Consider the following 23,652-nt stretch of genomic DNA (forward strand, 5'->3'; position numbering starts at 1 on the left):
TTATTTTCATATATTTTTAAGAACCCATGCCAGTGATCTTCTAGTATTATTTTTATTTTACCTTTTTTCATATGTAAAAACCTCTAATTTATAATTAATAAATTTAACATATTTAAAGGCTGAATGCTAGATAACATATAACTTTCAGCCATCGAAAATTTTATACTTTCCTGTACTTTAAAAAAGGTGTCATGTCAAAGTTTATTTGACACGATACCTTTTACTTATGCCTTCTTTCTTTTTTTAAGAAAGGTTGTTCCAATAATTACTGCTGCAAATGATATAAATATTAATCCACTTTCTTTTCCTGTTGTAGGAAGTTTACCAGTGCCTTTATCCTTTTCTGTTGACTCTTCTTTTCTTATATTATCATTTATAGTAAGATTTTTTTTTAGTGTCTTCAATTACTGGATTTTGATCTTTATCATCTTCTTCATCTTTACTAGAATCTCCTATGCTGTCATCATCCTCTATTTCATCATCAACATCCGGCTCTATTATTTTTTCTACTAAAGATTTTATTGCTTCATCAAGTTTTAATATTGCCTTATCTACAGCTTCCTGCATAGCATTTTCATCTGCTTCAATATTTAATGCCTTATATAATTCATCTTTTAAAACAATAGAGCTTTCTTCTGTATATTTTGATAAATCAATACTTTTTACTTCTTCTATCTTTGCTGATAATACTTCTTTATTAGCTTTAAAAATATTCCATGAATTTGGAGTGTAATTTTCTTCTATTAAAGTTTCATATTCTTTGATAGTTTTTTCTAAGTTTTCATAATCTATAGCCGTAATAAAGTTTAATTGTACTGAATCGATTAGTACCCAACATCCTGATTTTGCATCAAAATCAAAGCCTATTTCAATAGTTTCATTTTTTATCCATACTTCCATAGATACTTTTGTCCAATAAGTTGTTTTTGGTAATTCAAATTCAGCTATATTTTCTCCATCCTTTATATACATATTAGCTTTATTTTGATTTCCACCATTATATACATATGCTGAAAGCTCATATTTTCCATCAATAATGCCTGCAACTTCTTGACTTACCTTAGCAATGTATGGCTTATCATTCCATAATGATAAAGCATACTTTCCTGATGGTGCATCATTATCACCTTTACTCCTATCTTGTGCTGATGCTGAATTATTCTCATCTATTACAGTCCAACCATCTAAATTACCCAAATCAAAATCACCATTATTAATGCTTATCTTACTAGAAAGCCTCATAATAACTTCACTAGCTTTGCTAGGTAATACTTGAAGATCAATTATTTTATTATCACCGTATCCATCTTTTTTAGCTGATACAGTATAGCCATCTCCATCAATAACTTCATCAACTACAAAGTATCCATTTTCATCTGTTATAGTATTAAATTTTTCTTCATTCTTCAAACTAATAGATATTTCCACATCAGATAGCCTGTTATTATTAGAGTCTACTGCTACTCCTATAATTTTCCCAAAAGCTTTATTCAAAATAATATCTTCAATAGATATTACCTCTTCAGCTTTTACCATTAAATCTTTCATTACAAATGTTTCATATCCAGCTTTACTTATAGTCATTGTATAGTTACCTTCATTGACATAAGAAATCTCAAAACTTCCATCTTCCTTACTGTTAGCTGTATACTTAAATCCATTATGACCCTCTAAAGATATTGTTGTATCCACCACTGCTTTACCATCTTCATCAATAACTCTTCCACTTAAAGATGCTGAATTTACTAATAATGTAAAATTAACATCTTTGGTTACTATTCCATTAACTATGTCTATATCTTCACAAGTAGCATCTGCATACCCTTCCTTAGTTGCGTATATTGTATATCCTTTTCCTTCTGGAATATCGCTTAAAGTGTAACTGCCATCATCACTTGTAAATGTAGAGAATTCAGCTCCATCTAATATACTATATACCTTCACACCTTCTAAAGCATTTCCTTTATTGTCAATTACTTTTCCTATTATTTTTCCACTTCCTACTTCAAGTTTAACTTTTGATACTTCACCAATCTTTATTTCAGTAATTGCTTGTGCATCGCCATAGCCATTTTTACTTACAGAAATCTTCACTTCATTACATGGTGATAAATTCACCATAAAGAAGTTTCCATATTTATCAGTTTTTCTAATATATTTTTCTCCATTTATTTCAATTACTACATTTGCATTAGTAATCTTATTTCCACCTGTTCCTACAACAGTTCCTGATAACATTCCTGTGGTGTATCCTTCCGTGTTATCTCTAAAAGATTTTAATGCCCTTAGTGCATATCCATCAAAATCAAATAAAGTAGTATTAGAAACCACATTGCTTCCAGCTTTATCCTCACTACCATCTTCTGCCTGACCTCTTTCCATAGCCCAACCAATACCTTCGTGATCTATCATAACTGGATCCCAGTACAAATCACCAATTATCCAGTTCTTTTCAGAAGTTCTTATACCATTAAATAATTCATCTAAGAACTCCTTTTGCCCTTGAGGAGAAGATTGGTGACTTTCAGGTCCATTATCAGCAAGTTGTCCTGGATATCCATCTGGTTTTGTAGGATTCCAATTATATCCTGTTTCTAAAATTAATATTGGTTTTTGATACTTTTCACCTAAATCATTAAACCATGGTATTATTTCCTCCACTGTCTTTTTAGTCCAGAAAGGATAATATGAACTTCCTATAACATCATAATTAACATTATATTTTTCACAATTATCTAGGAAAGTAACATACTTGTTAGTATTTCCAGCCATATCTAAATGTACTGCCACTGCAGTATTGGTTGATACTTCCTTTACAGCTCTATAACCAGCATTTAAGAATTTAGCAAGATTTTCAAAGTTGACAGTGCTTCCATAAGGATATAATATTCCATTTTGCATTTCATTGCCTAAAGAAATAAATTCAGGAGTTGTTCCCTGATCTGCTAACTTTCTCATGATGTCTTTTGTATAATCATAAATAAGCTCTTCTAATTTTGCTACAGATTCTTCTTCATTTAATCCTTCAATTTCACTGCGCCAAGAGGAAGGTATCTCCTGTGTTCCTGCATTAGGCCACCAATCACTATAATTAAGAGTAACTTCAATCTGCATACCCATTTCTTTAGATCTTAATGCTAAATCAAGAAGATCTTCTGTATTTTGATATCCATCTGGTAGATAATAATCTGGATTTGTTATTGAACCATGTTCTCTTCCCACATCATTATGTGTTCTAAGCCTTACAAAATTGAAGCCATTTTCAGCTAAAATATGAAAAACATCTCTAGCTTCTCCTTCTTCATCATAAAAAACAGCACCTTCATCTTCTAGCCAATTTACCATTGTTAGGTCTCCACCTTTAAGAAAAGTATACTTATTTTCATCATTAGCTATAGTAATACAGTCATAATTTGACCAATTACCAGCATTACCTTTAGAATAAAATCCTAAAGTAACTTGATTATTAGTTACTTCAAAATTTAGTACTACTTTTCTGAAATCATCACTGACAGGGATACTGGTTTTGGCACCAGTACCTCCAAAATCATTAGCATAAATATAATGTTCTTCTTGTCCGCCTCCACTAGCAGTATATACTTCTACTCTATAATAACCATTTTCTAATCCTGTTATAGTTTGTTCTGTCCACACTTCATAATTATCTGAACTCCAATACCCCAAACTAGCTGAATCATCATACCCCCATGAATTCTTCCAGTTGGCAGCATTAGTATTACCTTTAACAGTCCATCCATCAAGAGAACTTTTAAAACTATAATTAGTTATTACATCTTTTTCTGCAGACTCAGGTGATACTGTGTACATACCTAAAGAAAACATAGTAACTACTGCTGTAGATATAACTCTATTAAATGAAGACTTCTTTCCCAAAATTTTATCCCCCTTATACCTTAAATTCTAAACATTAGTTTTTAAAACCATCACTTTATACTTATCTAATTTAACTTCTCCTCTTACTTTACTACCACTTAGTAAATCTAAATACTCCTTATCTAGATTTACTGATTTTTCTTCCTCACTGAAGTTCATTAAAAAGATATATTTATTTTCTTCATCTTCTCTCAACTCAGCATTTACACCTAATGGAAGTTCAATATTGATGGCTCTCCTAAGTTCTAATTCATCAATTATACTACCAAAGAACTTAGTATCAAAATCATTAAATGTTCTTGCTGCTACATAATATGCATTACCATTTCCATACCTATTACGAGTTAAAGCAGGCATTCCTTTATAATAATCAGTGGTATACCTTGCTAAAACTTCTGCATTTTCAGCATGTATTACATCACAGTAATCTTTAACCTTATACTCTTTACCTTCATATTCAATATAATTTACATCAGTATCGTATAATGTATCTATTTCTTCTGCCCATATACCAGTGACCTCTCTTAATGGTCCTGGGAATCCTCCTAAGAAGCAAAGATCATTTTCATTAACTATTCCACTAAAATAAGTAGTTACAAAATTACCACCATTTCTTACAAAGTCATTTATTCTTTCTGCAACTCCTGGCTTAACCATATATAACATTGGTGCAATCACTAACTTATATTTACTAAAATCTGCATCCATAGTTATTACATCTACTGGAATTCCCTTTCTCCAGAATACTCTGTAATATTCTTCACAGCTTTCAATATAACCTTTATTTTCATTATTTAATGCTTGACAATCATCTATTGCCCATCTATTTTCCCAATCAAAAATTATTGCTACTTCTGCATCTACACTTGTTCCACATACTTCATTGATTTTTTTTAAGCTTTCTCCAACTTCTGTTACTTCTCTAAATACTCTTGTATTTTCATGTCCACAATGGTCAACTACTGCACCATGAAATTTTTCAGAACTTCCTCTTCCTTTTCTCCATTGGAAATATTGTACTGAATCTGCTCCATGAGCTACTCCTTGTAATGATGATAAAAGGTGCATTCCTGGTCTCTTACCTTTATTAATCTTATGCCAATTTACTAAGCTTGGTGTACTCTCCATAATCAAGAATGGTTGTCCACCTTTCAATGATCTATATACATCATGAACAAAACCAACATTAGAAGCTAATTCTTCCGTAGTTTCCCAATTGTTATGCCAAGCTGGATATTCATCCCATGATACTATGTCAACTTCTTTAGCAAAATCACCATAATTTATTCCACCAAATAAGCCCATTCTAGGGTAATCACCCATAAAATTAGTTGTTACAGGTATATTAGGCGTTATTTCCCTAATTGGAGCTATTTCACTTTTATAGAAATCAATATGCATATCACTAACAAATCTTCGCCAATCTAAATTATGTCCATGAACTTGCATTTCTCCAAGTGGTGATGGACTTTCAATCTGACTCCAACTATTGAATTTATGACTCCAAAACCCTGTCCACCATGCTGAATTTAATTCATCTAAATTGTTATGATATTTTTCCTTAAGCCAATTTCTAAAACGTTCTTGGCATAATTCACAGTGACAATCTCCACCAAGTTCATTAGAAATATGCCATAAGATAAGTCCTGGATGATTCTTATATCTTTCAGCTAGCTTTCTATTTAATTCTGAAGTCTTTTGTCTATATACTGGTGATGTATAACAATGATTGTGCCTTTGTCCATGAAGGTTTTTAGTTCTATCTGCATTTACTCTTAAAACTTCTGGATACTTTTCTGACATCCATGCTGGTCTTGCTCCACTTGGTGTTGCAAGTATTATGTTTACTCCTGCTTTATATAAATCATCCATTATATTATCAAGCCATTCGAATTCATATTTTCCTTCTTCAAGCTCTATGGCACTCCAGCCAAAAATATTAATAGCAGCACAATTTATGTGTGCTAACTTCATAAGCCTTACATCTTCCTTTATTATTTCAGGATACTCAAGCCATTGATCTGGATTGTAGTCTCCTCCATGTAAAAATTCTTTTCCTATTATATTATTAAATAAATCATATCTTTTTTTCATAAATTTTCTCCTTTTATTCTCTGGTAACGAATACATTTTTAGTTTTAAAAAGTATATTTTTAAAATTGAAAGTTGGAACCCCACTTTAAAGAGGCTCCAAGGAAATATATATAATTAAAACATCATGATAATTTATAAGTTTAAATTATTCATTGTTTATAATATTGTGTCTTACTCATTATAAGATTTTAAGAATTCTTCAACTTGTGCTTTACATTCTTCCGTAATCTTATCTAATCCAGCTTCTTTTAATTTAGTTTTATATTCTGCTATAGCTGCATTAACATCACTTACCATTCCTAAGTCTATTGGAACACCATATTGAGTAACTACATTACCAACAGCACTCATTTCATTTTTCACCTTTGAATCATCAAATGTAAAAGCTGTAAGTGGATTATCTACTGTATCATTTTCTTTCCACTTATTAATAGTTTCTTGAACTATTTCTGGTTCAGTAGATGAAGTCATAGCATACTTAGATGAATACCATCCCCATGGACATACTTCTTCAGCTGGGTAATTTGAAGCATTTTCTGTTGGTGTATAATATTGGTTACCATCAGTTGTATAGTGCTTTCCTTCTACCCCATACCAAGTAAGTTTATTAATTTCTTCATTAGATCTTAATAATTCTATTGCCATTAATGCTCTTTCTGGATTTTTTGAACTAGCATTTATAGCCATACCACCATTTGTATATGGTTGAACAGTTTTAGATATACCTTCTGATAAATCAATTAATTGAGTATTCCATTCAGGATGAACATTATTCATTTCTGTAACGCTATTTGCAACTGATCCTAAATTCCAAACCATTACAGCTGTTTTTCCTGCTTCAAAATCATCATCTCTAGTAGCTTTACTTGATATTGAGTCAGCAGCCCAATATCCTTTATCAGCAAACTCCTTCATTTTAGTTGCATATTCTAAATACTCATCAGTATCAACAAAGGCAAACACCTCTCCTGAATTATCATTTACATCAAATCCTAAAGTTGGAGTTGGAGCTCCTGATATAGTATTAAATCCATATCTTTCAAGCATGTATGGCCATTGAAGATTTTGTCCTCCACCATTTGCTATTACTTTTATACCATTGGAGCTTTCACCTGTTGCTACAGCATCCATAAATTTTTCTAATTGATCATAAGAAGTTATTGAGTCAAATCCATATTTGGCCATTAAGTCTCCTCTAACACCAAATACATTTATTCCATATTCACTCTTATCATTTGGAACCATATATACTTTTCCATCTATTTTAGCTTGGCTCCACCCCTCTTCCGGTTCACTTGCATAAATATTTGGTGCATATTCTTGAAGCATCTCATCTGATAATTCTAAGAAACCGTTTTTAGTTGCCACTTGACTATAATATCCCCATCCTGAAGCTGTAAATATTAAATCAAAATCTTCACCTGATTGGAATAATAATTGATATTTTGTTGCTAAATCTGACCATGGAATAAAATTTACTTGTAAAGTTGCATTTATTTCTTCTTTCATTATTGAATTTACTTTGTCATATACTTCATCGAAGTCTGCTGGTTTATCACCTATTAAATACATCTTTAATGTTACTTCTTTATCTGTTAATACCCCAGATGCTAGTGTTCCTGCTGTTCCTGAAGAACTTGATCCACAACCTACCATCATTGTTCCTGCCATTAATGTACTTAGTGCTATAGCAGACATTCTTTTTACTAAATTTCTTTTCATCTCTTTTCCTCTCCTTACCATAAGAATTACTATCTATTGTTTTATCAGCCCTTTACAGCTCCAATTGTCACACCACTTACAAAATACTTTTGAATAAATGGATAAACTAATATTATTGGTCCTGTAACAATTACTGTAAGTGCCATCTTTAACGATTCACTTGGCATTTCAATTGCTCCTGATACTGCTGAACTATTTTGTGCTAGTATCGTCTTGTAAGCTTCAATATTATTAACTATTTTATATAAATAGTATTGAAGTGAATATAAATTTTCATTATTTATAAATAACATTGAATTATACCAGTCATTCCAATATCCTAAAGCTATTAAAAGACCAACTGTTGCTAATGCTGGTTTAATTAATGGTAGTATAATCTTCACAAATATTGTAAAGTCCCCTGCACCATCAATCTTAGCTGATTCTGTTAAAGCTTGTGGAATTCCTCCAATATAACTTTTCATAAGTATTATATTGAAAACACTAAGCATTGGTGGTATTAATAAAGAAAGATAAGTATCTTTTAACCCTAAATATTTAACCATTAAAATGTACCATGGTACTAATCCACCATTAAATAATGTTGTAAAGTAGAAGTAAAATGAAAATTTATTTCTCCACTTAAAATCTTTTCTTTGTAAAACATAAGCTGTCATTGCCACTATAAATAACCCACAAGCAGTACCAATTATAGTAAGACTTATAGTTATCCCATAGGCTCTTAAAATTGCCATTGGTTCCTTTAATGCAGTTCCATATGCACTAAGTGATAATTTACTTGGTAAAAGTGAGAAACCATTAGCAATGATTTCTTTTTCATCTGTAATTGACCCCATAACTACAATAAGAAATGGAATAAAACAAAACAGTGCAATTAAAGTAACTACTGTATAACTTAATATATTAAACGCTTTTATATCCTTTGACTTTTTCATCAAACATCACCTCCTAGAATAATGAATAATCTTTATCATATGATTTAACAATCTTATTAGTAATAATAATTGTTATGAAACAGAATATTGATTGATAAAGACCTGCAGCTGCTGACATCCCAACTTCTCCTGATTGTATCAGTGATCTAAAGGTAAATGTATCTATAACATCTGTAATTGGGAATAATGGTCCATTATTTCCTACCAGTTGATAGAACATTTGGAAATCTCCTCTGAAGATATTACCTATTGATAATAATGTTAAAATTATTAACGTTGGAACAAGACAAGGTATTGTTACCTTAAATATTCTTTGGAATATGTTTGCTCCATCTATTTGTGCTGCTTCATAGATTTCTTGGTCAATTCCCATTATAGCTGCTAAATATAATACTGTTCCATATCCAACATTTTTCCATGCACAGAAAGCAGTAATTATTATTGGCCATACCCACTTAGTCCCATAAAAATTGATACTTTCCATACCTAATTTATTTAAAATTGTGTTTACTGTACCATAATCAACATTTAAGAAATTATAAGCAATCATTCCCACAACTACCCAAGAGATAAAGTATGGTAAAAACATTGCTGTTTGTGTAACTTTTTTGAAATACTTGCCTCCAATTTCAGATATAAATATAGCAAGTCCCATCTGTAATACTGTATTTACTACTATAAATCCTACATTATATAGAATTGTATTTCTAGTTACTGTCCATGCTTGTCCAGATTTAAAGAAATATTCAAAGTTACTGAAACCTACCCATGGACTTCCAAAAATACCTTCCCTAAAATTATAACTTTTAAATGCTACTATTGCCCCACTCATTGGCAAGTAACTGAAAATAAAGAAATACAAAAATGCAGGAATAAGCATCATAAGTAAAACTCTATTCTTTCTTAATGCTCTAGTAAATGATGACTCTTGCTTTATTCCTGCAGTCGAAATCTTATCATCACTAAAAACATTGTTCTCAATTTGATTTTCCATTGTCAATCCCCCTTATTATACGTTTTCATCTCATGTATAAATAATAACATCTTATAAAAGATGTAATTATGGTAAAATTCTTTGATTATAGTAAAATATTTTTATTTTAAACATTTACATAAATAAATTATCTCATTTTTACCTTTTTATTGAAATATATTCTTTTTTAATGTTATACTTTTATATGATATCTAATGGAGGTGGATTATGATTAAAGTACTTATTGCAGATGACGAAAGATTTACTAGACAAGGTATCCTAGATATGGTTGACTGGGACAAGCTTAATGTAAGCGAAGTCAAGGAGGCTTATGATGGTATTAATGCTCTAGAAATATTAAAAGATTTTGAACCAAACATACTTCTGACAGATGTTCGTATGCCTAGACTAAATGGCATAGATTTAGCATTTAAAACAAGGGAGCTTTATCCTAACTGCATGATACTCTTTATGAGTGGTTATTCAGATAAAGAATATTTAAAATCTGCTATTAAGCTAAAAGCTATCAATTATGTTGAAAAACCTATTGAAATTGAAGAGTTGGAGGAAAATTTAAATAATGCTATCCTTGAATTTGTAAAAAATACTACTATTCATAATAGCATTGAACATACTATTGCCAATGAAATATCATCTATAGATAATTCTGTAGCAGTTAAATCTATAATAAGTTCTTACTTTCCTAAAGATTTCAATGACAAATTAGTTGATGGCCATTATGTAAGCGTTTTAATAAAGATTTACAAAAATATTCCAAACAAGTATTTGTTTATAGATAAAATTCGTGAAATTATTCATGATTGTGGATTAGAAGGCTTTGTTTCAATGCAAAATGAACAAGATATAGTATTACAGATTTTTTTCTCAAAGAATATTAAATCAATACATAATTCAAATGTTTTCCAAAGCTTTTTTGCTACTTTAGATGAATATATTAAAAATTATAGCCAATTTTATATATTTGTAGGCTCTATTGTTACCAATATGCAGGATATGCATAAATCATATGCATATGCTTCTTCATTAGACACTTTATCCTTTTTTAAAGATTATAATTCAGTGATTTATTTTGAAGAAATTCCTCATAAAACTTGTGCCACTATTGATTCTAATGCTTATTCAGATTTTAAGAGAAATTTGAATAATGAAGATAAACAAGCTGTCTTAAATGATATTAATAATATAACATCAGAATTTATGCTTAATTGTGGTACAGACATCAATGAAATAAAAAATGTATATAATAAATTTCTAATGCATATATTTAATTTCTGTCATAGCAGAAATATTAATCTTAATAATTCTGTAAATGAAAATACCAACTTTAATGCTATACTGCAATTTAATAATATCTTTGAAATAAAGCATTATTTATTAGAAATAATCAAAGATGTATTTTCATGTTTAAAGGAAAAAGATATCTATAATGAGCCAGCATTAAATATAATCAAATATATTAATGAACATTATAATAGCTATGACTTGTCTTTAGAAGATATCAGTAAGAATACATTCTTAACACCTGCATATATATGCGTAATCTTCAAAGATTATACTGGAAAAACTGTTAATAAATATATAACTGAATATAGGATAATACAAGCTAAGGAACTGTTGAAGGATTCAAATATAAAAATGAATGATATTGCTTTAAAGGTTGGCTATAAAGATGGTAATTATTTTGCAAAGATATTCAAGAAAGAAACAGGCTATACCCCTTCAGAATATAGAAGGAAATTTTTATAATGAAATTACCACTGTTGCATAATATGAAATTATTTAAAAAATTTGTATTAACATATTGTATCCTTTTAATTATACCTGTTTTAATAATTTCTTCTTATGCCTATGCTAATCTTTCAAATATAATAACTGATAATTTCCTTAACTCAGCCAGTGAATCCTTTGAACAATCATTAGATTATATGAACTATACAGTTTATAAAATTTTTGATACATCTAACACCATAGTCGTAAACAATACAGTTACTGATATATTAACTCGTGATGTTGAATCTTATGCTTTAACTGATCAGATATATGATTTTTCTAACCTTCAATCGTACCTTTGCTCCTTTGAAAATAATCTGGATATAAAAAAAATAAATCTTTATATAAACGATAAATTTATTTATTCCAGCGAAAATGTGAATTTTTTTAAAGCTAGCTCTTTAGAAAAAACAAAGGCTGAAGATTGTATCGTAAGTACTAATGCAAGATTTATTTGGGGATCAATGTGGTATCTCAATGAAAACACTGTAAATGATACACTGTTTCTCCTTAAAAGTATCAAGAATCCTGATGATCTTTCAAAGGATATAGGCTTTATTAGGATTAATTTTAGAAAGAGCATAATTCAAGATATACTAGATAAAATTAGCCCTCTTGATGATGTTTTCAGCTTTGTAATTAATTCTGATAATAAAATAATAGCATCTTCAAGAGATTTAAAGGACTTATATGATAATTCCTCTATAAACTTAGAACTTATAAAAAATGCTGCACAATTATCTAATGAACTTATTACCTTTGATGATGGTAAATTTTATCTGCAAAGTGCTTCTATAGATAAAACTGATTGGTATATGGTAAATGTACTTTCCAAATCCAGTATATTATCTACTATTAAAATACAGCGTAATTACTTATTTATAATTGTGGTTTTAACAAGTATAATGGCAATAATATTAGCTGCTTATTTTGTTAAGCTAATTAATAAAAGATTATTCCAAGTTATTGATGGCATGCGTCAAGTTCCCAATGGACAATTAAATAAATATATAGAAAATGATAGTTCAGATGAAGTTGGAGAACTTATTGATAATTATAATTATATGATCAGTAAAATGTCTGTACTTATAGATGAGCAATACAAACTAGGAAAAGAGGTTAAAAATGCAGAGCTAAAAGCATTGCAATCACAAATTAATCCACACTTCCTCTATAATACACTTGATATGATTAACTGGATGGCTTATAGAAATATGAATAAAGAAATAAGTATTGCTGTTAAAAACTTAGCTAAGTTTTATAAACTTTCATTAAATAAAGGAAAAGATATTGTTACTATAAAAGATGAAGTAGAACATTCTAAGCTTTACGTAAATCTACAGAATATGAGATATGACAATAGAATTACCCTAACAACTAGACTAGATGAAAACTTAATGAATTGCTCAATTCCTAAAATTACTTTTCAGCCTATAATAGAAAATTCCATTAATCATGGCATACTAGGAAGGGGCATGGAAAAAGGTTCTATACTTATCAGTGGCTATATATCTCAAAACAATCTTATAATTCAGATTTCCGATGATGGTATAGGTATTGAAAAGGAAGTGTTACCACTTATATTAAAAGAAAATAATTTACAGACAAAAGGTAGTGGCTATGGTTTAAAAAATATTAACCAGAGAATTAAAGTACTTTATGGTGAAAGCTACGGCTTATCCTTTACCAGCAACTATAGCTTTGGTACTACTGTAGAAATAACATTGCCTGTAATAATATAATTTTTAAAGAAAGGACTATATTATGAGTAAAAATAAAGATTTTTTTGATAAACCACTATTCACACTACCAAGTTATCTATTTTGGTTCTTACAAGGAGGTGCCTACTTCTTTATCACTAACATATTGCTAGTTTTATTTATAACAGCAACAGCTATTAATCCTGACTCCTTTAACTTAATAATTTTATTTATTTCCTTGATTCCATTAGGACCATCATTATCAGCCTTATCAGCTTCTACTTCTGAAATATTAAGAGAAAAATCAATTTCCTTCTCTTCGTATTTCTTTAAGTCATACAAAGATAATTTTGTAAGTAGCCTAAAACTTTGGCTTATAATACTTTTTCTGCTATCTCTTATGTTTGTGGATTTTCAATATTTCTTTTTAAACATGCCAAAATATGGCATACATGTTGTATTTGAAATTCTTGCAATATATATAGCTCTTTTAATCCTATATGCTATTCCAATAAATTCTCGCTTTGAAATGAAAACAAAAGATATATTTATATTGTCATCATATTATATTATTAAAAAACTTCCTATAACTATCTTAAAATCTGCAATACTTGTGGGAAGTTTTTACTTAGTATCAAAGACTACATCACTACTTATAATAGTTTTGCCAAGCATAATATCCTTTATTTTTTCTTTCTATGATAATACTATATTTACTGATATAGAATGTAGTCAGAAAACTGCTTAAATAGAATTGGGCTATAAAAAAGCCTTTGAAATCAAACAACCATATTAGTAAAAAAATTAATTATACCAAAAATCGCTGCAAGTTTAATACCTACAGCGATTTTTTACACTTCCCTTTTTATACAATCATGAATAACAAGTAACTAACTATAATTCCAATAGATGGAATATATAAAATATATTTATTTTTTACTTTATCTTTAATCTTTAATACAGTTAACATTAACATTGTACTGATTATACCAAATATAACTAAGTTTCTTGTTTGACTTTCTGCAAAATCATAAACTGTTCCACCAATAAATAGCACATCAGATATAAAAATAATTAAGAAATTAAATAAATTGCTTCCTACAATATTTCCTACAGATACATTAAAATTGCCAATCTTAACAAGAGAAACACATGATGTAAGTTCTGGAAGCGAAGTTGCAATACCTAATAATAAAGCTCCTGCTAAGCTTGCACCTAAATTAAGTCTAGCTGCTATAATATCAGTAACATATGTAATTAATATACTTGATATTACTAATCCAATGCTCACTAAAATAAATCTTATAATTATTTGTTTTAATGAAAGTGATGTTGTTACAGCTGTTTCATCTTTAAATTCATCTGCTGTTCCACTATCATCATTGGACATAGTCTTTACTCCTAATGTATATAATACTAATATTATTATTGAAGTTATTGAAATTGTTACTACTTCAAAATTGACTATATTCAACATATTCAAAGCCACTGCTACATATATAGCAAGTGTAACCCATGCAGTATAGCTATGACTTTTAGATATATTAGACTTTTTAAAGTTGCTTGTCCATAAAATAATAAGCATTGCTATAATGGTCATATTAAATAAATTGCTTCCTAAAATATTTCCCAAAGAAAGCCCAGGATTCTTTAACCATACTGTTGATGATAAACTTGTTAATAATTCTGGAAGTGATGTTACTGCTGATAACAAAACCCCACCTATAAATGCCCCTGATAATTTGGTGTTCTTATCTAATAAATCAACATATACAGATGCCTTAATAGATAATAATACTACAGCTATTGCTAGCGCTAAGTAAATTAAATAAATCATATAAATCCCTCCATTGCTTTGTCCCGCAAAAAAAACGAGACTTACAGATAGCATGTCTCTAAACATACTATCTGTAAGTCTCGTTATTTAAGATAATACCAGACCATAAAGGCCATGATTGTTGATATTATCACAGTAATTCACTGCTAACTACTCCCCTACAGAACTTATTATATTGATTATATACTTAAAAGAATATAATTTCAAGGAGTTTTTTATTTTATTTCATCTTATCTAAAAGATATTTTCTATTATTTATTACACTGCTATGATTAGGTACATATCTGGCTGCTAGTTCATTATATTCATTTGCTTTATTAAAATCACTTATCTTGCTATAACACACACATAATTGAAGAGCCGGTACCCACGTATACATAGCACTATTAACTAAGTTCAAACTTCCTGGTTTTGGTGGATTGTTTATGGCATTCTCATACCAAAAAACTGCTATTTCATATTTTTCCTTTTCATAAAATGTATAACCAATTCTACAGCAGAGATCACTAGATGGAATATCATACTGTAACCCCTTAAACAAATACTCTTCTTCCTTATCCTTATAGCCAATAAATCCATAGCATTCTGAAATCTTTATAAGAGCCTGTTTTATATCTTCAATCCACCCCTTTTCTGTATCTATAAAATCATTATATGCTTTTATAGCTTCCAAATAGTATTCATTATCATAAAGCTCATTACCATAATAAAATAAATCTCGTGGTGAAAATTCTTCATTTTTAAGTATCATCTTACGAAATATTTTTAAATTTCTATCGGTATATTCCTTATCTTTTAAATGCTTTACAGCAATATCTGCATTTAAAGTATTTCCATAAACCTCTAAATATTCATGAACCTTTCCTATCCAAATATAATTATTTTCTCTTTTTACTATCCTATTTCGCCTCAAAGAAACTATTGGATTATTATTCTCATCTATTGATAATACATACGGCATTGATACTGCATCTACATTTCCATTCAAACTTTTCTTCAATAACTTTAGCTTCCGCTGATCTTCTTTTTCCAAAACATCATCGGCATCCAACCATAATATATAATCCATCCTTGCCTTGCTAAAAGCGAAGTTTCGAGCCTCTGCAAAATCATCTTGCCAAGGAAAATCATAAATATCTGCTTTATATTTTTTCACCTTATCTTTGGTACTATCTTGTGAACCAGTATCTACTATAATTATCTCATCTACTATATCAATTACTGTATTAAGACACCTCTCTATAACCTTTTCTTCATCTTTTACAATCATACATAAACTTATAGTACTCATTGATACCTCTTAAAATCTTTCTTTCACTATCATATTAATTTTAAGTTTATCTTTTTGTTACTTAAGTATAATAATATGTTTTATTTATCTCCAAGTCTATTTTGCTCGAACCTAATTAAATTAAAATTCATATTATGATATTGAGTTAAACTAAATTACTTTTAGATTAAGGAGTTGATTAACATTGAAAAAAGGAATAAAAATAGCTTCAACTGGAAGCACCTATATTGCTAGTGGAACACCTGACAGTAATTTTTCTTCATCTTCCAGCTTGCTAGTAGGAAATTTATCTTCTTGTTGTCCAGCCGCAAATGAATATAGATCTATAATTAGTTTTGACTTAACTAATTTTTCATACCCAATAAATATGGCTGTACTTTATTTATATGTAGAAAATATTCAGTCTACTACAGACTGTAATCTCTCTATATCAATAAGTAATAATACAACTACTGTAGATACAGACACTGTAACTTGGAATACTGCACCTGCAGTAGATTATTATTCTACACTTAACTATAAATTGCTTACATCTGATATAGGGTACTATATAAAGTTAGATGTTACACCAATAGTTAGATGTTGGCAATGTACTACTGGTGTAAAGAGCATCACTTTAAGTTCTAACAGCATCATAAACCGTGCTCCTCTTATTACTATTGCATCTACAAACTCTTGTAATCCACCAGTGTTAGCAATTGCTCCTGTAAAGTGCTGCAACCCTGACCCTTGTTGCAACGGTTATAATCCATTTCCTTGTTCATTCCCACCATGTTGTCCTTGCCCAACAGGAACAACAAACCCAAGTGGTGCATGTACACCTGCAAACTTTGATCCTGCTTTAGCATCTTTCTACTCTGCTGGACAAGTTATTAGATATAATAATCAGCTATATCTAGTAAATGCTAACAATCCTCAAGGAATCCCTGGAATCTCTGCTGACTTCACATTATTAAGTTCAACTGGAACTACTGGACCTCAGGGGCCTACTGGTGCTACCGGACCTCAAGGTCCTACTGGTCCTCAAGGCCCTACTGGTGTCACAGGTACTGTTTCAAGTGCCTATGGAACATTTACAAGCACAGGAGGAAGTACACCATTAAGCACAACTGCTGCTCCTATAATTCTTACTACTACTAATGTTGCTTCTAACATGTCACTAAATCCAACCACTGGAACAGTAACACTATCAGAACCTGGAACTTATAAAATAACTTATGTTGTAGTACCTTCTGCTACAGTTCCAATAGTTACTGTTGGCTTAAGTTATAATGATTCAACTACACCTTCAGCTGCATCAACTTCTACAATAAATACAAGTACAAATCCTAATGTGCCAATAGTTGGTCAAGAAGTATATACAACAACTACAGCTGGCACAACTGTAAGAATTATTGCAACTGGCGCAGATCCAGGTTCCTTAGATTATAGTAATGCTAATTTATCAATAATTAAAGTAAGTAATTAGACAATTGATTATTTCTAGTAGATAATAAAAATCAGCTATTTAACCTAATAGCTGATTTTTATATTTAAAAAAATTAATCTCCTACACCAAAATCAGTGTTATTATATAACACTTCTATATATTGATAATCCTCTAGATACTTAAAATTATCAGTAAACCACTGTACAAGCTCTTCATCTCTTTTTACATCAGTGGTATTATTAATAAATACATTTATTGTGACATACTTAAAGTTCTCTAAAACAAGATTTATATCTCGCTTTATCATTTCCTTTGTCTGCCCCTTAATTCCTACAAGAAGGCATACAGATTGAAAACTTTCTTTCACTTCATCTACAGTTTTAAAATTAGCATTTTTATTTAATACTAAATTTCTAAAGCTATTATCAAAAGTCTCTACGCCAATCTTAAAAATTATTTCAATACCAAAGAAATCTCTCATTTCTTGTAACCTATTTTTATAACACCAATGGCTTTCCAAAAATAATTTTTTTATCTTCTTTTCAACAACTATCTTCTTAATATACTCTAAGCTCTCTCTTGGTATTTCAAAGCAACTTCCAGAATTAATTACCTCCAAAACCCCAAATTCTCCTGTTATATTATTCAGTACTTCCTTATTAAGTTTATTTATTTCTGCTATATTATCATCATTATCATCAATGTAATCACAAAAAGCACATTTACCCCAAATACAAGGTAGTGCCTTAAGCAACACTATTTCTCTTAAATTCTTATTAATTACCTTACTATATCTATCCATATTTCACCTAAACTGCTGTAATTTTATTTTTTATATCTCTTGGAATCACTTTTATAGCTGCTAATACTAAATAAACAATCAATATCTTATCTAAAAGATCCGTTACTATTTGTGTTAAAAATACACCAAGCACCATACTAATACCATTATTTCCTAATATCCCCACAATAATAGCACTACCTGCTGAAGTAACTCCACCAAAAACATAAGCTGCTATACATGCTGAAACAAAAGATACTGGTATAGCCATTAAAATTATACCTAAAATACTTTTCTTACCATTGAATAATCCCCTTCTATAAAATATTCCTGAACATAAAGCAATTATTATTTGAGCTGGAATAAAGTATAAGGCACATGGATCAAAAGTTATATAATTTACTATATATGATACCACTCCTGTTAATATTGCAGGTACAACTCCAAATAAGAACCCTACAAGAACTGTACCAATTGAATCAAAATATATAGGTAATTTTAAAGAAATTGCAATAAGTCCTCCAATAAAATTTAATGCTATAGCTAACGCCATAATAGTTATTTTCAATGTATTATTATTTCTCATAAAAAACTCCTTTCAAACTCCATATTTACAATTTTCTAAAATTATATTAATCCCTTCCTTTCTACAAAAAAAGAACCATCCTAGAATGGTTCTTTTCATATAACTTATACCTCAAATAAAACCTCTAAGACATAAGTCTTAGAGGTTCATAAAAAACAAACATATAAATGCAAATTAATAAAGTAGCTTACAGCTAATTATAATCCTAGTTTTTTATAGAGGGATGGTATTGACGAACCTCTCCTAAGAATTCTCTTAGATTTCTATTAATTTATTTCCACTTAAAAAGTCTCTTTCAAATATATATCATTAAAAAGAAAATTTCAATACTATTTTTTAATTAAATTATTATACATCCTTTCAGCATCTGCTTCAACTTCACTGTTTAATAAGAATAATGATACAAAATTACCATCAACTTCAATAGTTGCATTCTCAGCTACTTCTTGTTCTTCTGGATAAAAAGCCTGCCCTACCTTATCTTCTAAAACTTTTTCCATTGAATTCTTAACATTTTCAACTTTTCCATCCTTAGCTTTTACAATCATAATAAATCCTGGACCTGGTCTTCTTTCTGTTTCATATATTGCATAATTTTCTACATCATCAAGATTTAAATGATATACTTCTTCTACCATATTAGAATCAACTTCCTTTGGTGATATTAAGTAATCTGCTTCTATCAGTTTTTTTGCTATTTCTTTTGATGTAATATTACTGCTTACATCACTATTTTTTCCACAACCAACTAAAACACTGCTCATCATAACAAGTATAAGTCCACTTATTAATATTTTTTTCATTGAAAAATCCCACCTTATATGTAATTTTCTTTTATTATAATTAGACTATTAATTATAATAAAAGTTCCATTAAACTTATATTTTTATTTTATCATAAAAAATATAAGTTTAATTTTAAATAATCTATATTTTTTAATACTACAAATAATATATTATTTTATCTATACTTATGTTTAAAACATCAACTAAATTTATACATTTATTAATTTTTGAATTATCATCACTTTGTAATACTCGTACAATTGGCCGTGAAGGAAATCCATTAATAGTTCCTTCAACTAATACTATATCACCATTACTTAATTTAAGCATAGTACCTTTTAAAAATGGTATTGCCTTTTTATAGAAAACTTCTACAATTTTATAATCAAAAGCAGTCCCTATATGTGCCATTATTCTTTCTAAAATATTATTAGGTAAGTCTGATTGAAGAATTACTTCACTATTTACTAACTTATCATAAAAATCTACAATAGCTATTATTTTACTATATTCATTTATCCTATTTCCTTTAATTCCCCTTGGATAACCACTTCCATCAACATGTTCATGATGATATAAAATTGGAAAAAGAACATCTCTACTTACATCAGTATATAAGTATAAATAATTATATCCTTTTTCACTATGTGTTTTTACTACTTCCTCTTCATCATTTGATAATTTAGTAGATTTATATATTATTTCTTTAGGTAAAAAAGCATATCCTAAATCATGTAAAATTGCTGCTATTCCTAATCGTCTTAGTTTGTCTATATCATAATTTAATTCAATTCCTATAATAAGAGATACTACAGCTACATTTACAGAATGTTGAAAATATTGGCTTTCAAAATCTCTTACATCAATTTGTTCTATAGTTAAACTATTTTTCTTCAATAATTCATCAATTATTCTATTTACTAAATTTAAAATTTTTTCTATATATACATTATTTATTTCTTTAGTTCTTTTTATTGATGTTAAATTAGAAAATTCATAAGACATCTTTTTTAACTCTAATACTGCTTCTCTTCTTAATTCTGGACTAATAACATCATCAATTATATCTTCTCTACTTTCATCCATTATATATACATATATAATTTTATTTTTATGCAATAATTCCATCATATTTTTATCTATTTTCATACTTTTACTAATTAAAAGCTTTCCACTAGAGTTATATATATCCATTGCAGTTATACTATTTTCTTTTAAATATCTTAAAGGTATTCTTCTCATAATATACTCCCAAATAACTAAATTAATACTTGTATACTTTAATAAGCATACATATTTAATATTTCGTATTTTTCTTTTTAAACTTTATTTCTTAAATAATTACTCGAAAGTACTCGTAAAAATTCGTATGAAAATTAACTTTACTCAATTTACATAATTTTACTTTTAAATTATAATTTATTTATATAAACAGTATTTTAACTAATTATTTTTTATGTAAAGCATAGGAGTGAAATATGGAAAATAATCATTTTGATTTAAATGCAAAACGAAGGATGCTTTACAAAAGAAAGAAAATAAGGAGGCTACTAAAACTATTTCTTACATCATTTTTTTCTTTAATGATAGTATTAGGCATTGCTTCTTCTTATATAAAAAACAATACAAATATAACAACTCTTAATAAAAATGCACTAAAAAATAAAATTTCTTCCACTCAAGAAAGTAAAGATAACTTTAAGGTCTGCATAGACCCTGGTCATGGTGATGAAGACATAGGTGCAAAAGGAATAAATGGCTCCTATGAAAAGAATCTAGTATTAAATATAGCTTTGGAACTTGGAAAGATTCTTAAAGAAAAAGATATTGATGTAGTTTATACCAGAATTGATGATAATCTTCCTTGGTCTCAATCTGCCAATGATAGTCTAAAAGAAAGATTAAAAGTTTCTAAAATATCTAATGTGGACGTTTTTATATCCATCCACTGTAATAGCGATTATACTGCCACCGATGCTAAAGGAGTGGAAACTTGGTACAAAAATGGTGATGATGCAAGCTATACGTTTGCTTCCTACCTTCAATATGAGCTAGGCCAACTAGACTATACTTATAATAGAGGCTTAAAAACTTATGAAAGCAAAGATGATGCCTTAGCTGTTTTAGAGCTTAATGAAAATACAGCTGCTTTAGTTGAACTTGGATTTTTAAGTAACTCTCAAGATGAAAAATATCTTACTTCAAATGTTGGACAAAAAAACTGTGCTGAAGCTTTATCAAAAGCAATACTAGATTACAAAAAAAATGTACTAGCCAATAAGAAATAACTTAAAGTTAAAAATTGACTTAACTAATTATGAATTTTTAAATCAACTCACAAAGTTTAAGAAATTTAAATTAATTCTAGAGTTTCACTGCTAATTTAGTAAAACCTCTATTAAACATTTATCTATCTAATCTATAGCCAGTTATAAATTTTGCAATACTTTACCAAAATAGCTTTAGAAACTCTTAATTAAGTTTAATATTTCTGTAGCTTTTATACCTTTAAAACTGATGCCTGTGATATATAATTTTCTAATATTTGAGGTGCTAATAAATAAAGGAGCCCATTACCTACTAAAGTCTTCTTAAATCCTAATGAAGCAGTATGCCTTATTAATTGAGCATAAAGTTCTGTTTCACTCATTTCTCGCCCAAAATCCTTTCTTGACCAGTTTATTATTAAAGCTAATGCTCCACTTACATGAGGTGTTGCCATTGAAGTTCCTTGCAAATTAGCATATTTATTATTTGGGTAGGTAGACATTATACTTACTCCTGGTGCTACTAAATCTACTGATTTATTAGAATTGGTAAAGCGGGCAATATTTTTACTATAATCTACTGCTCCAACTGAAATACATTCACTATAAACTGCTGGATAGCTTAGTTCTTCCGTATCTCCATCACTATCACCTTCATTGCCTGCTGCACATACTACCAAAATATTACTCTCTACAGCTTTCTTTATGGCTTCATGAATTAAAGGTGTTTCTTCCGTACTACCAAGAGACATTGATATTATATTCACCTTTTTTCTTACTGCATAATTAATGGCCTTTGCAATATCTTCTTCAGTGCCTTGTCCCTTTTTATTTAATGCCTTTAAAATAAGTAAACTGCATAAAGGTGCTACACCTACAACTCCTTGTCCATTTTGACTTGCTCCAATAGTCCCTGCCACATGAGTGCCATGACCTAGATAATCTGTTACAATTTCAGGATCACCACCATCGTCTTCCGTAAAATTATATTTACCGATTATCCTATCTTTTAAATCTACATGAGTACAGTCACAACCTGAATCAATAATTGCAATAACAACTCCTCTTCCTCTATCTCCTTTATTCCAATATTCTGGAGCCTTTATCATTGCTACACCCTTGGGAATTTCATTTGTATCTTCCACTACGCTCATAACCTTAAAAGTACCTAAGGCAATTATTTTTTTATTATCCATAAACATCTTCCCCCTTTACCTATCTACACCATAAATTGGTTCTGTAAAGTATGATATTTCCTAGAAAATCCTTCTTAAAGCCAATAATTATAATCACCTCTATATTTAATTACTCACTTTATAATATTCTATAAAAAATATTATGTTACTTATTATAAAAAGGTTCTTTAATTTGAATAAGAGTTTTCAAAACGAAGTTCCTGCTAATGTTATTTTACTTGCATATTATAAAAATATAACTGGTCTATACCTTAAAAAAAGTACCCAGTTAATAGGTACTTTAAACTTATTCAAATATATCACGTAAATTTATTTTTAAATCTGGAAAAACAACTGATTCATACTCATCATTATTTTTGTATACATTCACT

The 23,652-nt window shown here is 29.1% G+C and carries 18 protein-coding genes, 1 pseudogene and 1 riboswitch; of the genes and pseudogenes, 6 read left to right on the forward strand and 13 right to left on the reverse strand.

Annotation, left to right across the window (positions count from 1 at the left end; genetic code table 11):
* Positions 1-224 precede the first annotated feature (224 nt).
* The 6 genes from H8R92_RS10410 to H8R92_RS10435 all read right to left on the reverse strand — a co-directional run bounded on the left by H8R92_RS10410 (position 225) and on the right by H8R92_RS10435 (position 9,639).
* The gene (locus H8R92_RS10410) at positions 225-404 is read right to left on the reverse strand and encodes an LPXTG cell wall anchor domain-containing protein (RefSeq protein ID WP_186835416.1); all 180 of its coding nucleotides are present in this window, start codon (positions 402-404) and stop codon (positions 225-227) included.
* Entirely contained in the window at positions 370-3,894 is a 3,525-nt protein-coding gene (locus tag H8R92_RS10415; RefSeq protein ID WP_186835417.1) for a glycosyl hydrolase 53 family protein, read from the reverse strand. The genes H8R92_RS10410 and H8R92_RS10415 overlap by 35 nt, the downstream gene beginning before the upstream one ends.
* A gap of 27 nt (positions 3,895-3,921) precedes the next feature.
* Complete coding sequence (locus H8R92_RS10420; protein WP_186835418.1) at positions 3,922-5,988, reverse strand: beta-galactosidase; 2,067 nt, start codon at positions 5,986-5,988, stop codon at positions 3,922-3,924.
* A gap of 171 nt (positions 5,989-6,159) precedes the next feature.
* The gene (locus H8R92_RS10425) at positions 6,160-7,710 is read right to left on the reverse strand and encodes an ABC transporter substrate-binding protein (protein ID WP_186835419.1); all 1,551 of its coding nucleotides are present in this window, start codon (positions 7,708-7,710) and stop codon (positions 6,160-6,162) included.
* Between the two features lie 44 nt (positions 7,711-7,754).
* On the reverse strand, positions 7,755-8,645 hold the full coding sequence (locus H8R92_RS10430) for a carbohydrate ABC transporter permease (protein ID WP_022211554.1): 891 nt from the start codon (positions 8,643-8,645) through the stop codon (positions 7,755-7,757).
* A gap of 13 nt (positions 8,646-8,658) precedes the next feature.
* Entirely contained in the window at positions 8,659-9,639 is a 981-nt protein-coding gene (locus tag H8R92_RS10435) for an ABC transporter permease (RefSeq protein WP_022211553.1), read from the reverse strand.
* Between the two features lie 207 nt (positions 9,640-9,846).
* Here H8R92_RS10435 and H8R92_RS10440 point away from each other — a divergent pair, with 207 nt between their 5' ends.
* From H8R92_RS10440 to H8R92_RS13525, 4 genes and pseudogenes are all read left to right on the forward strand, one after another.
* Positions 9,847-11,385 carry a response regulator gene (locus tag H8R92_RS10440; RefSeq protein ID WP_022211552.1) on the forward strand — a complete coding sequence of 513 codons (1,539 nt, stop codon included), beginning with the start codon at positions 9,847-9,849 and terminating at the stop codon, positions 11,383-11,385.
* The gene (locus H8R92_RS10445) at positions 11,385-13,151 is read left to right on the forward strand and encodes a sensor histidine kinase (protein ID WP_022211551.1); all 1,767 of its coding nucleotides are present in this window, start codon (positions 11,385-11,387) and stop codon (positions 13,149-13,151) included. Before H8R92_RS10440 ends, H8R92_RS10445 begins: the two co-directional genes overlap by 1 nt.
* Before the next feature lie 22 nt (positions 13,152-13,173).
* Positions 13,174-13,464 (forward strand): annotated as a pseudogene (locus tag H8R92_RS13520) (DUF624 domain-containing protein); the annotation flags it as partial.
* Between the two features lie 51 nt (positions 13,465-13,515).
* Positions 13,516-13,857, forward strand: coding sequence for a YesL family protein (locus tag H8R92_RS13525; protein WP_302703072.1), 342 nt, complete (start codon positions 13,516-13,518; stop codon positions 13,855-13,857).
* A 117-nt stretch (positions 13,858-13,974) separates the two neighbouring features.
* On the opposite strand, the gene H8R92_RS10455 is transcribed toward H8R92_RS13525, so the two are convergent.
* Together H8R92_RS10455 and H8R92_RS10460 are read right to left on the reverse strand one after the other, a co-directional pair.
* The gene (locus tag H8R92_RS10455; protein ID WP_022211549.1) at positions 13,975-14,946 is read right to left on the reverse strand and encodes a sodium:calcium antiporter; all 972 of its coding nucleotides are present in this window, start codon (positions 14,944-14,946) and stop codon (positions 13,975-13,977) included.
* Between the two features lie 220 nt (positions 14,947-15,166).
* Positions 15,167-16,237, reverse strand: coding sequence for a glycosyltransferase (locus H8R92_RS10460; protein ID WP_186835420.1), 1,071 nt, complete (start codon positions 16,235-16,237; stop codon positions 15,167-15,169).
* A gap of 184 nt (positions 16,238-16,421) precedes the next feature.
* On the opposite strand from H8R92_RS10460, the gene H8R92_RS10465 reads away from it, so the two are divergent.
* On the forward strand, positions 16,422-17,705 hold the full coding sequence (locus H8R92_RS10465) for a DNRLRE domain-containing protein (protein WP_186835421.1): 1,284 nt from the start codon (positions 16,422-16,424) through the stop codon (positions 17,703-17,705).
* Between the two features lie 73 nt (positions 17,706-17,778).
* Here H8R92_RS10465 and H8R92_RS10470 read toward each other — a convergent pair whose 3' ends face one another.
* The 4 genes from H8R92_RS10470 to H8R92_RS10485 all read right to left on the reverse strand — a co-directional run bounded on the left by H8R92_RS10470 (position 17,779) and on the right by H8R92_RS10485 (position 21,060).
* A complete protein-coding gene (locus H8R92_RS10470; RefSeq protein ID WP_186835422.1) occupies positions 17,779-18,468 on the reverse strand; it encodes a radical SAM protein in 690 nt (229 codons plus the stop codon).
* A 7-nt stretch (positions 18,469-18,475) separates the two neighbouring features.
* Positions 18,476-19,033 (reverse strand): ECF transporter S component, encoded by a 558-nt coding sequence (locus H8R92_RS10475; protein ID WP_022211545.1) that lies wholly within the window; start codon positions 19,031-19,033, stop codon positions 18,476-18,478.
* 199 nt (positions 19,034-19,232) lie between these two features.
* Positions 19,233-19,280: riboswitch (PreQ1 riboswitch) on the reverse strand.
* 82 nt (positions 19,281-19,362) lie between these two features.
* Positions 19,363-19,836: a DUF4358 domain-containing protein gene (locus tag H8R92_RS10480; RefSeq protein WP_186835423.1), complete on the reverse strand. Its 474-nt coding sequence runs from the start codon at positions 19,834-19,836 to the stop codon at positions 19,363-19,365.
* A gap of 138 nt (positions 19,837-19,974) precedes the next feature.
* Entirely contained in the window at positions 19,975-21,060 is a 1,086-nt protein-coding gene (locus H8R92_RS10485; protein WP_186835424.1) for an HD-GYP domain-containing protein, read from the reverse strand.
* 236 nt (positions 21,061-21,296) lie between these two features.
* Here H8R92_RS10485 and H8R92_RS10490 point away from each other — a divergent pair, with 236 nt between their 5' ends.
* The gene (locus H8R92_RS10490; RefSeq protein WP_022211542.1) at positions 21,297-22,106 is read left to right on the forward strand and encodes an N-acetylmuramoyl-L-alanine amidase family protein; all 810 of its coding nucleotides are present in this window, start codon (positions 21,297-21,299) and stop codon (positions 22,104-22,106) included.
* Positions 22,107-22,318: 212 nt separating this feature from the next.
* On the opposite strand, the gene H8R92_RS10495 is transcribed toward H8R92_RS10490, so the two are convergent.
* Complete coding sequence (locus H8R92_RS10495) at positions 22,319-23,281, reverse strand: S8 family peptidase (protein WP_022211541.1); 963 nt, start codon at positions 23,279-23,281, stop codon at positions 22,319-22,321.
* Positions 23,282-23,652 lie beyond the last annotated feature (371 nt).

Source organism: Clostridium lentum, from assembly GCF_014287815.1.
In the GTDB taxonomy this organism is placed as follows: Bacteria; Bacillota; Clostridia; order Clostridiales; family Clostridiaceae; genus Clostridium; species Clostridium lentum.

Excerpts from the sequence above, each read along its gene's own strand:
- H8R92_RS10455 (WP_022211549.1), bottom strand. The coding sequence starts at position 14,946 with ATGATTTATTTAATTTACTTAGCGCTAGCAATAGCTGTAGTATTATTA.
- H8R92_RS10435 (WP_022211553.1), bottom strand. The coding sequence starts at position 9,639 with ATGGAAAATCAAATTGAGAACAATGTTTTTAGTGATGATAAGATTTCG.
- H8R92_RS10420 (WP_186835418.1), bottom strand. The coding sequence starts at position 5,988 with ATGAAAAAAAGATATGATTTATTTAATAATATAATAGGAAAAGAATTT.
- H8R92_RS10485 (WP_186835424.1), bottom strand. The coding sequence starts at position 21,060 with ATGAGAAGAATACCTTTAAGATATTTAAAAGAAAATAGTATAACTGCA.
- H8R92_RS10480 (WP_186835423.1), bottom strand. The coding sequence starts at position 19,836 with ATGAAAAAAATATTAATAAGTGGACTTATACTTGTTATGATGAGCAGT.
- H8R92_RS10470 (WP_186835422.1), bottom strand. The coding sequence starts at position 18,468 with ATGGATAGATATAGTAAGGTAATTAATAAGAATTTAAGAGAAATAGTG.
- H8R92_RS10425 (WP_186835419.1), bottom strand. The coding sequence starts at position 7,710 with ATGAAAAGAAATTTAGTAAAAAGAATGTCTGCTATAGCACTAAGTACA.
- H8R92_RS10475 (WP_022211545.1), bottom strand. The coding sequence starts at position 19,033 with ATGAGAAATAATAATACATTGAAAATAACTATTATGGCGTTAGCTATA.
- H8R92_RS10440 (WP_022211552.1), top strand. The coding sequence starts at position 9,847 with ATGATTAAAGTACTTATTGCAGATGACGAAAGATTTACTAGACAAGGT.
- H8R92_RS10430 (WP_022211554.1), bottom strand. The coding sequence starts at position 8,645 with ATGAAAAAGTCAAAGGATATAAAAGCGTTTAATATATTAAGTTATACA.
- H8R92_RS10495 (WP_022211541.1), bottom strand. The coding sequence starts at position 23,281 with ATGGATAATAAAAAAATAATTGCCTTAGGTACTTTTAAGGTTATGAGC.
- H8R92_RS10490 (WP_022211542.1), top strand. The coding sequence starts at position 21,297 with ATGGAAAATAATCATTTTGATTTAAATGCAAAACGAAGGATGCTTTAC.
- H8R92_RS10460 (WP_186835420.1), bottom strand. The coding sequence starts at position 16,237 with ATGAGTACTATAAGTTTATGTATGATTGTAAAAGATGAAGAAAAGGTT.
- H8R92_RS10445 (WP_022211551.1), top strand. The coding sequence starts at position 11,385 with ATGAAATTACCACTGTTGCATAATATGAAATTATTTAAAAAATTTGTA.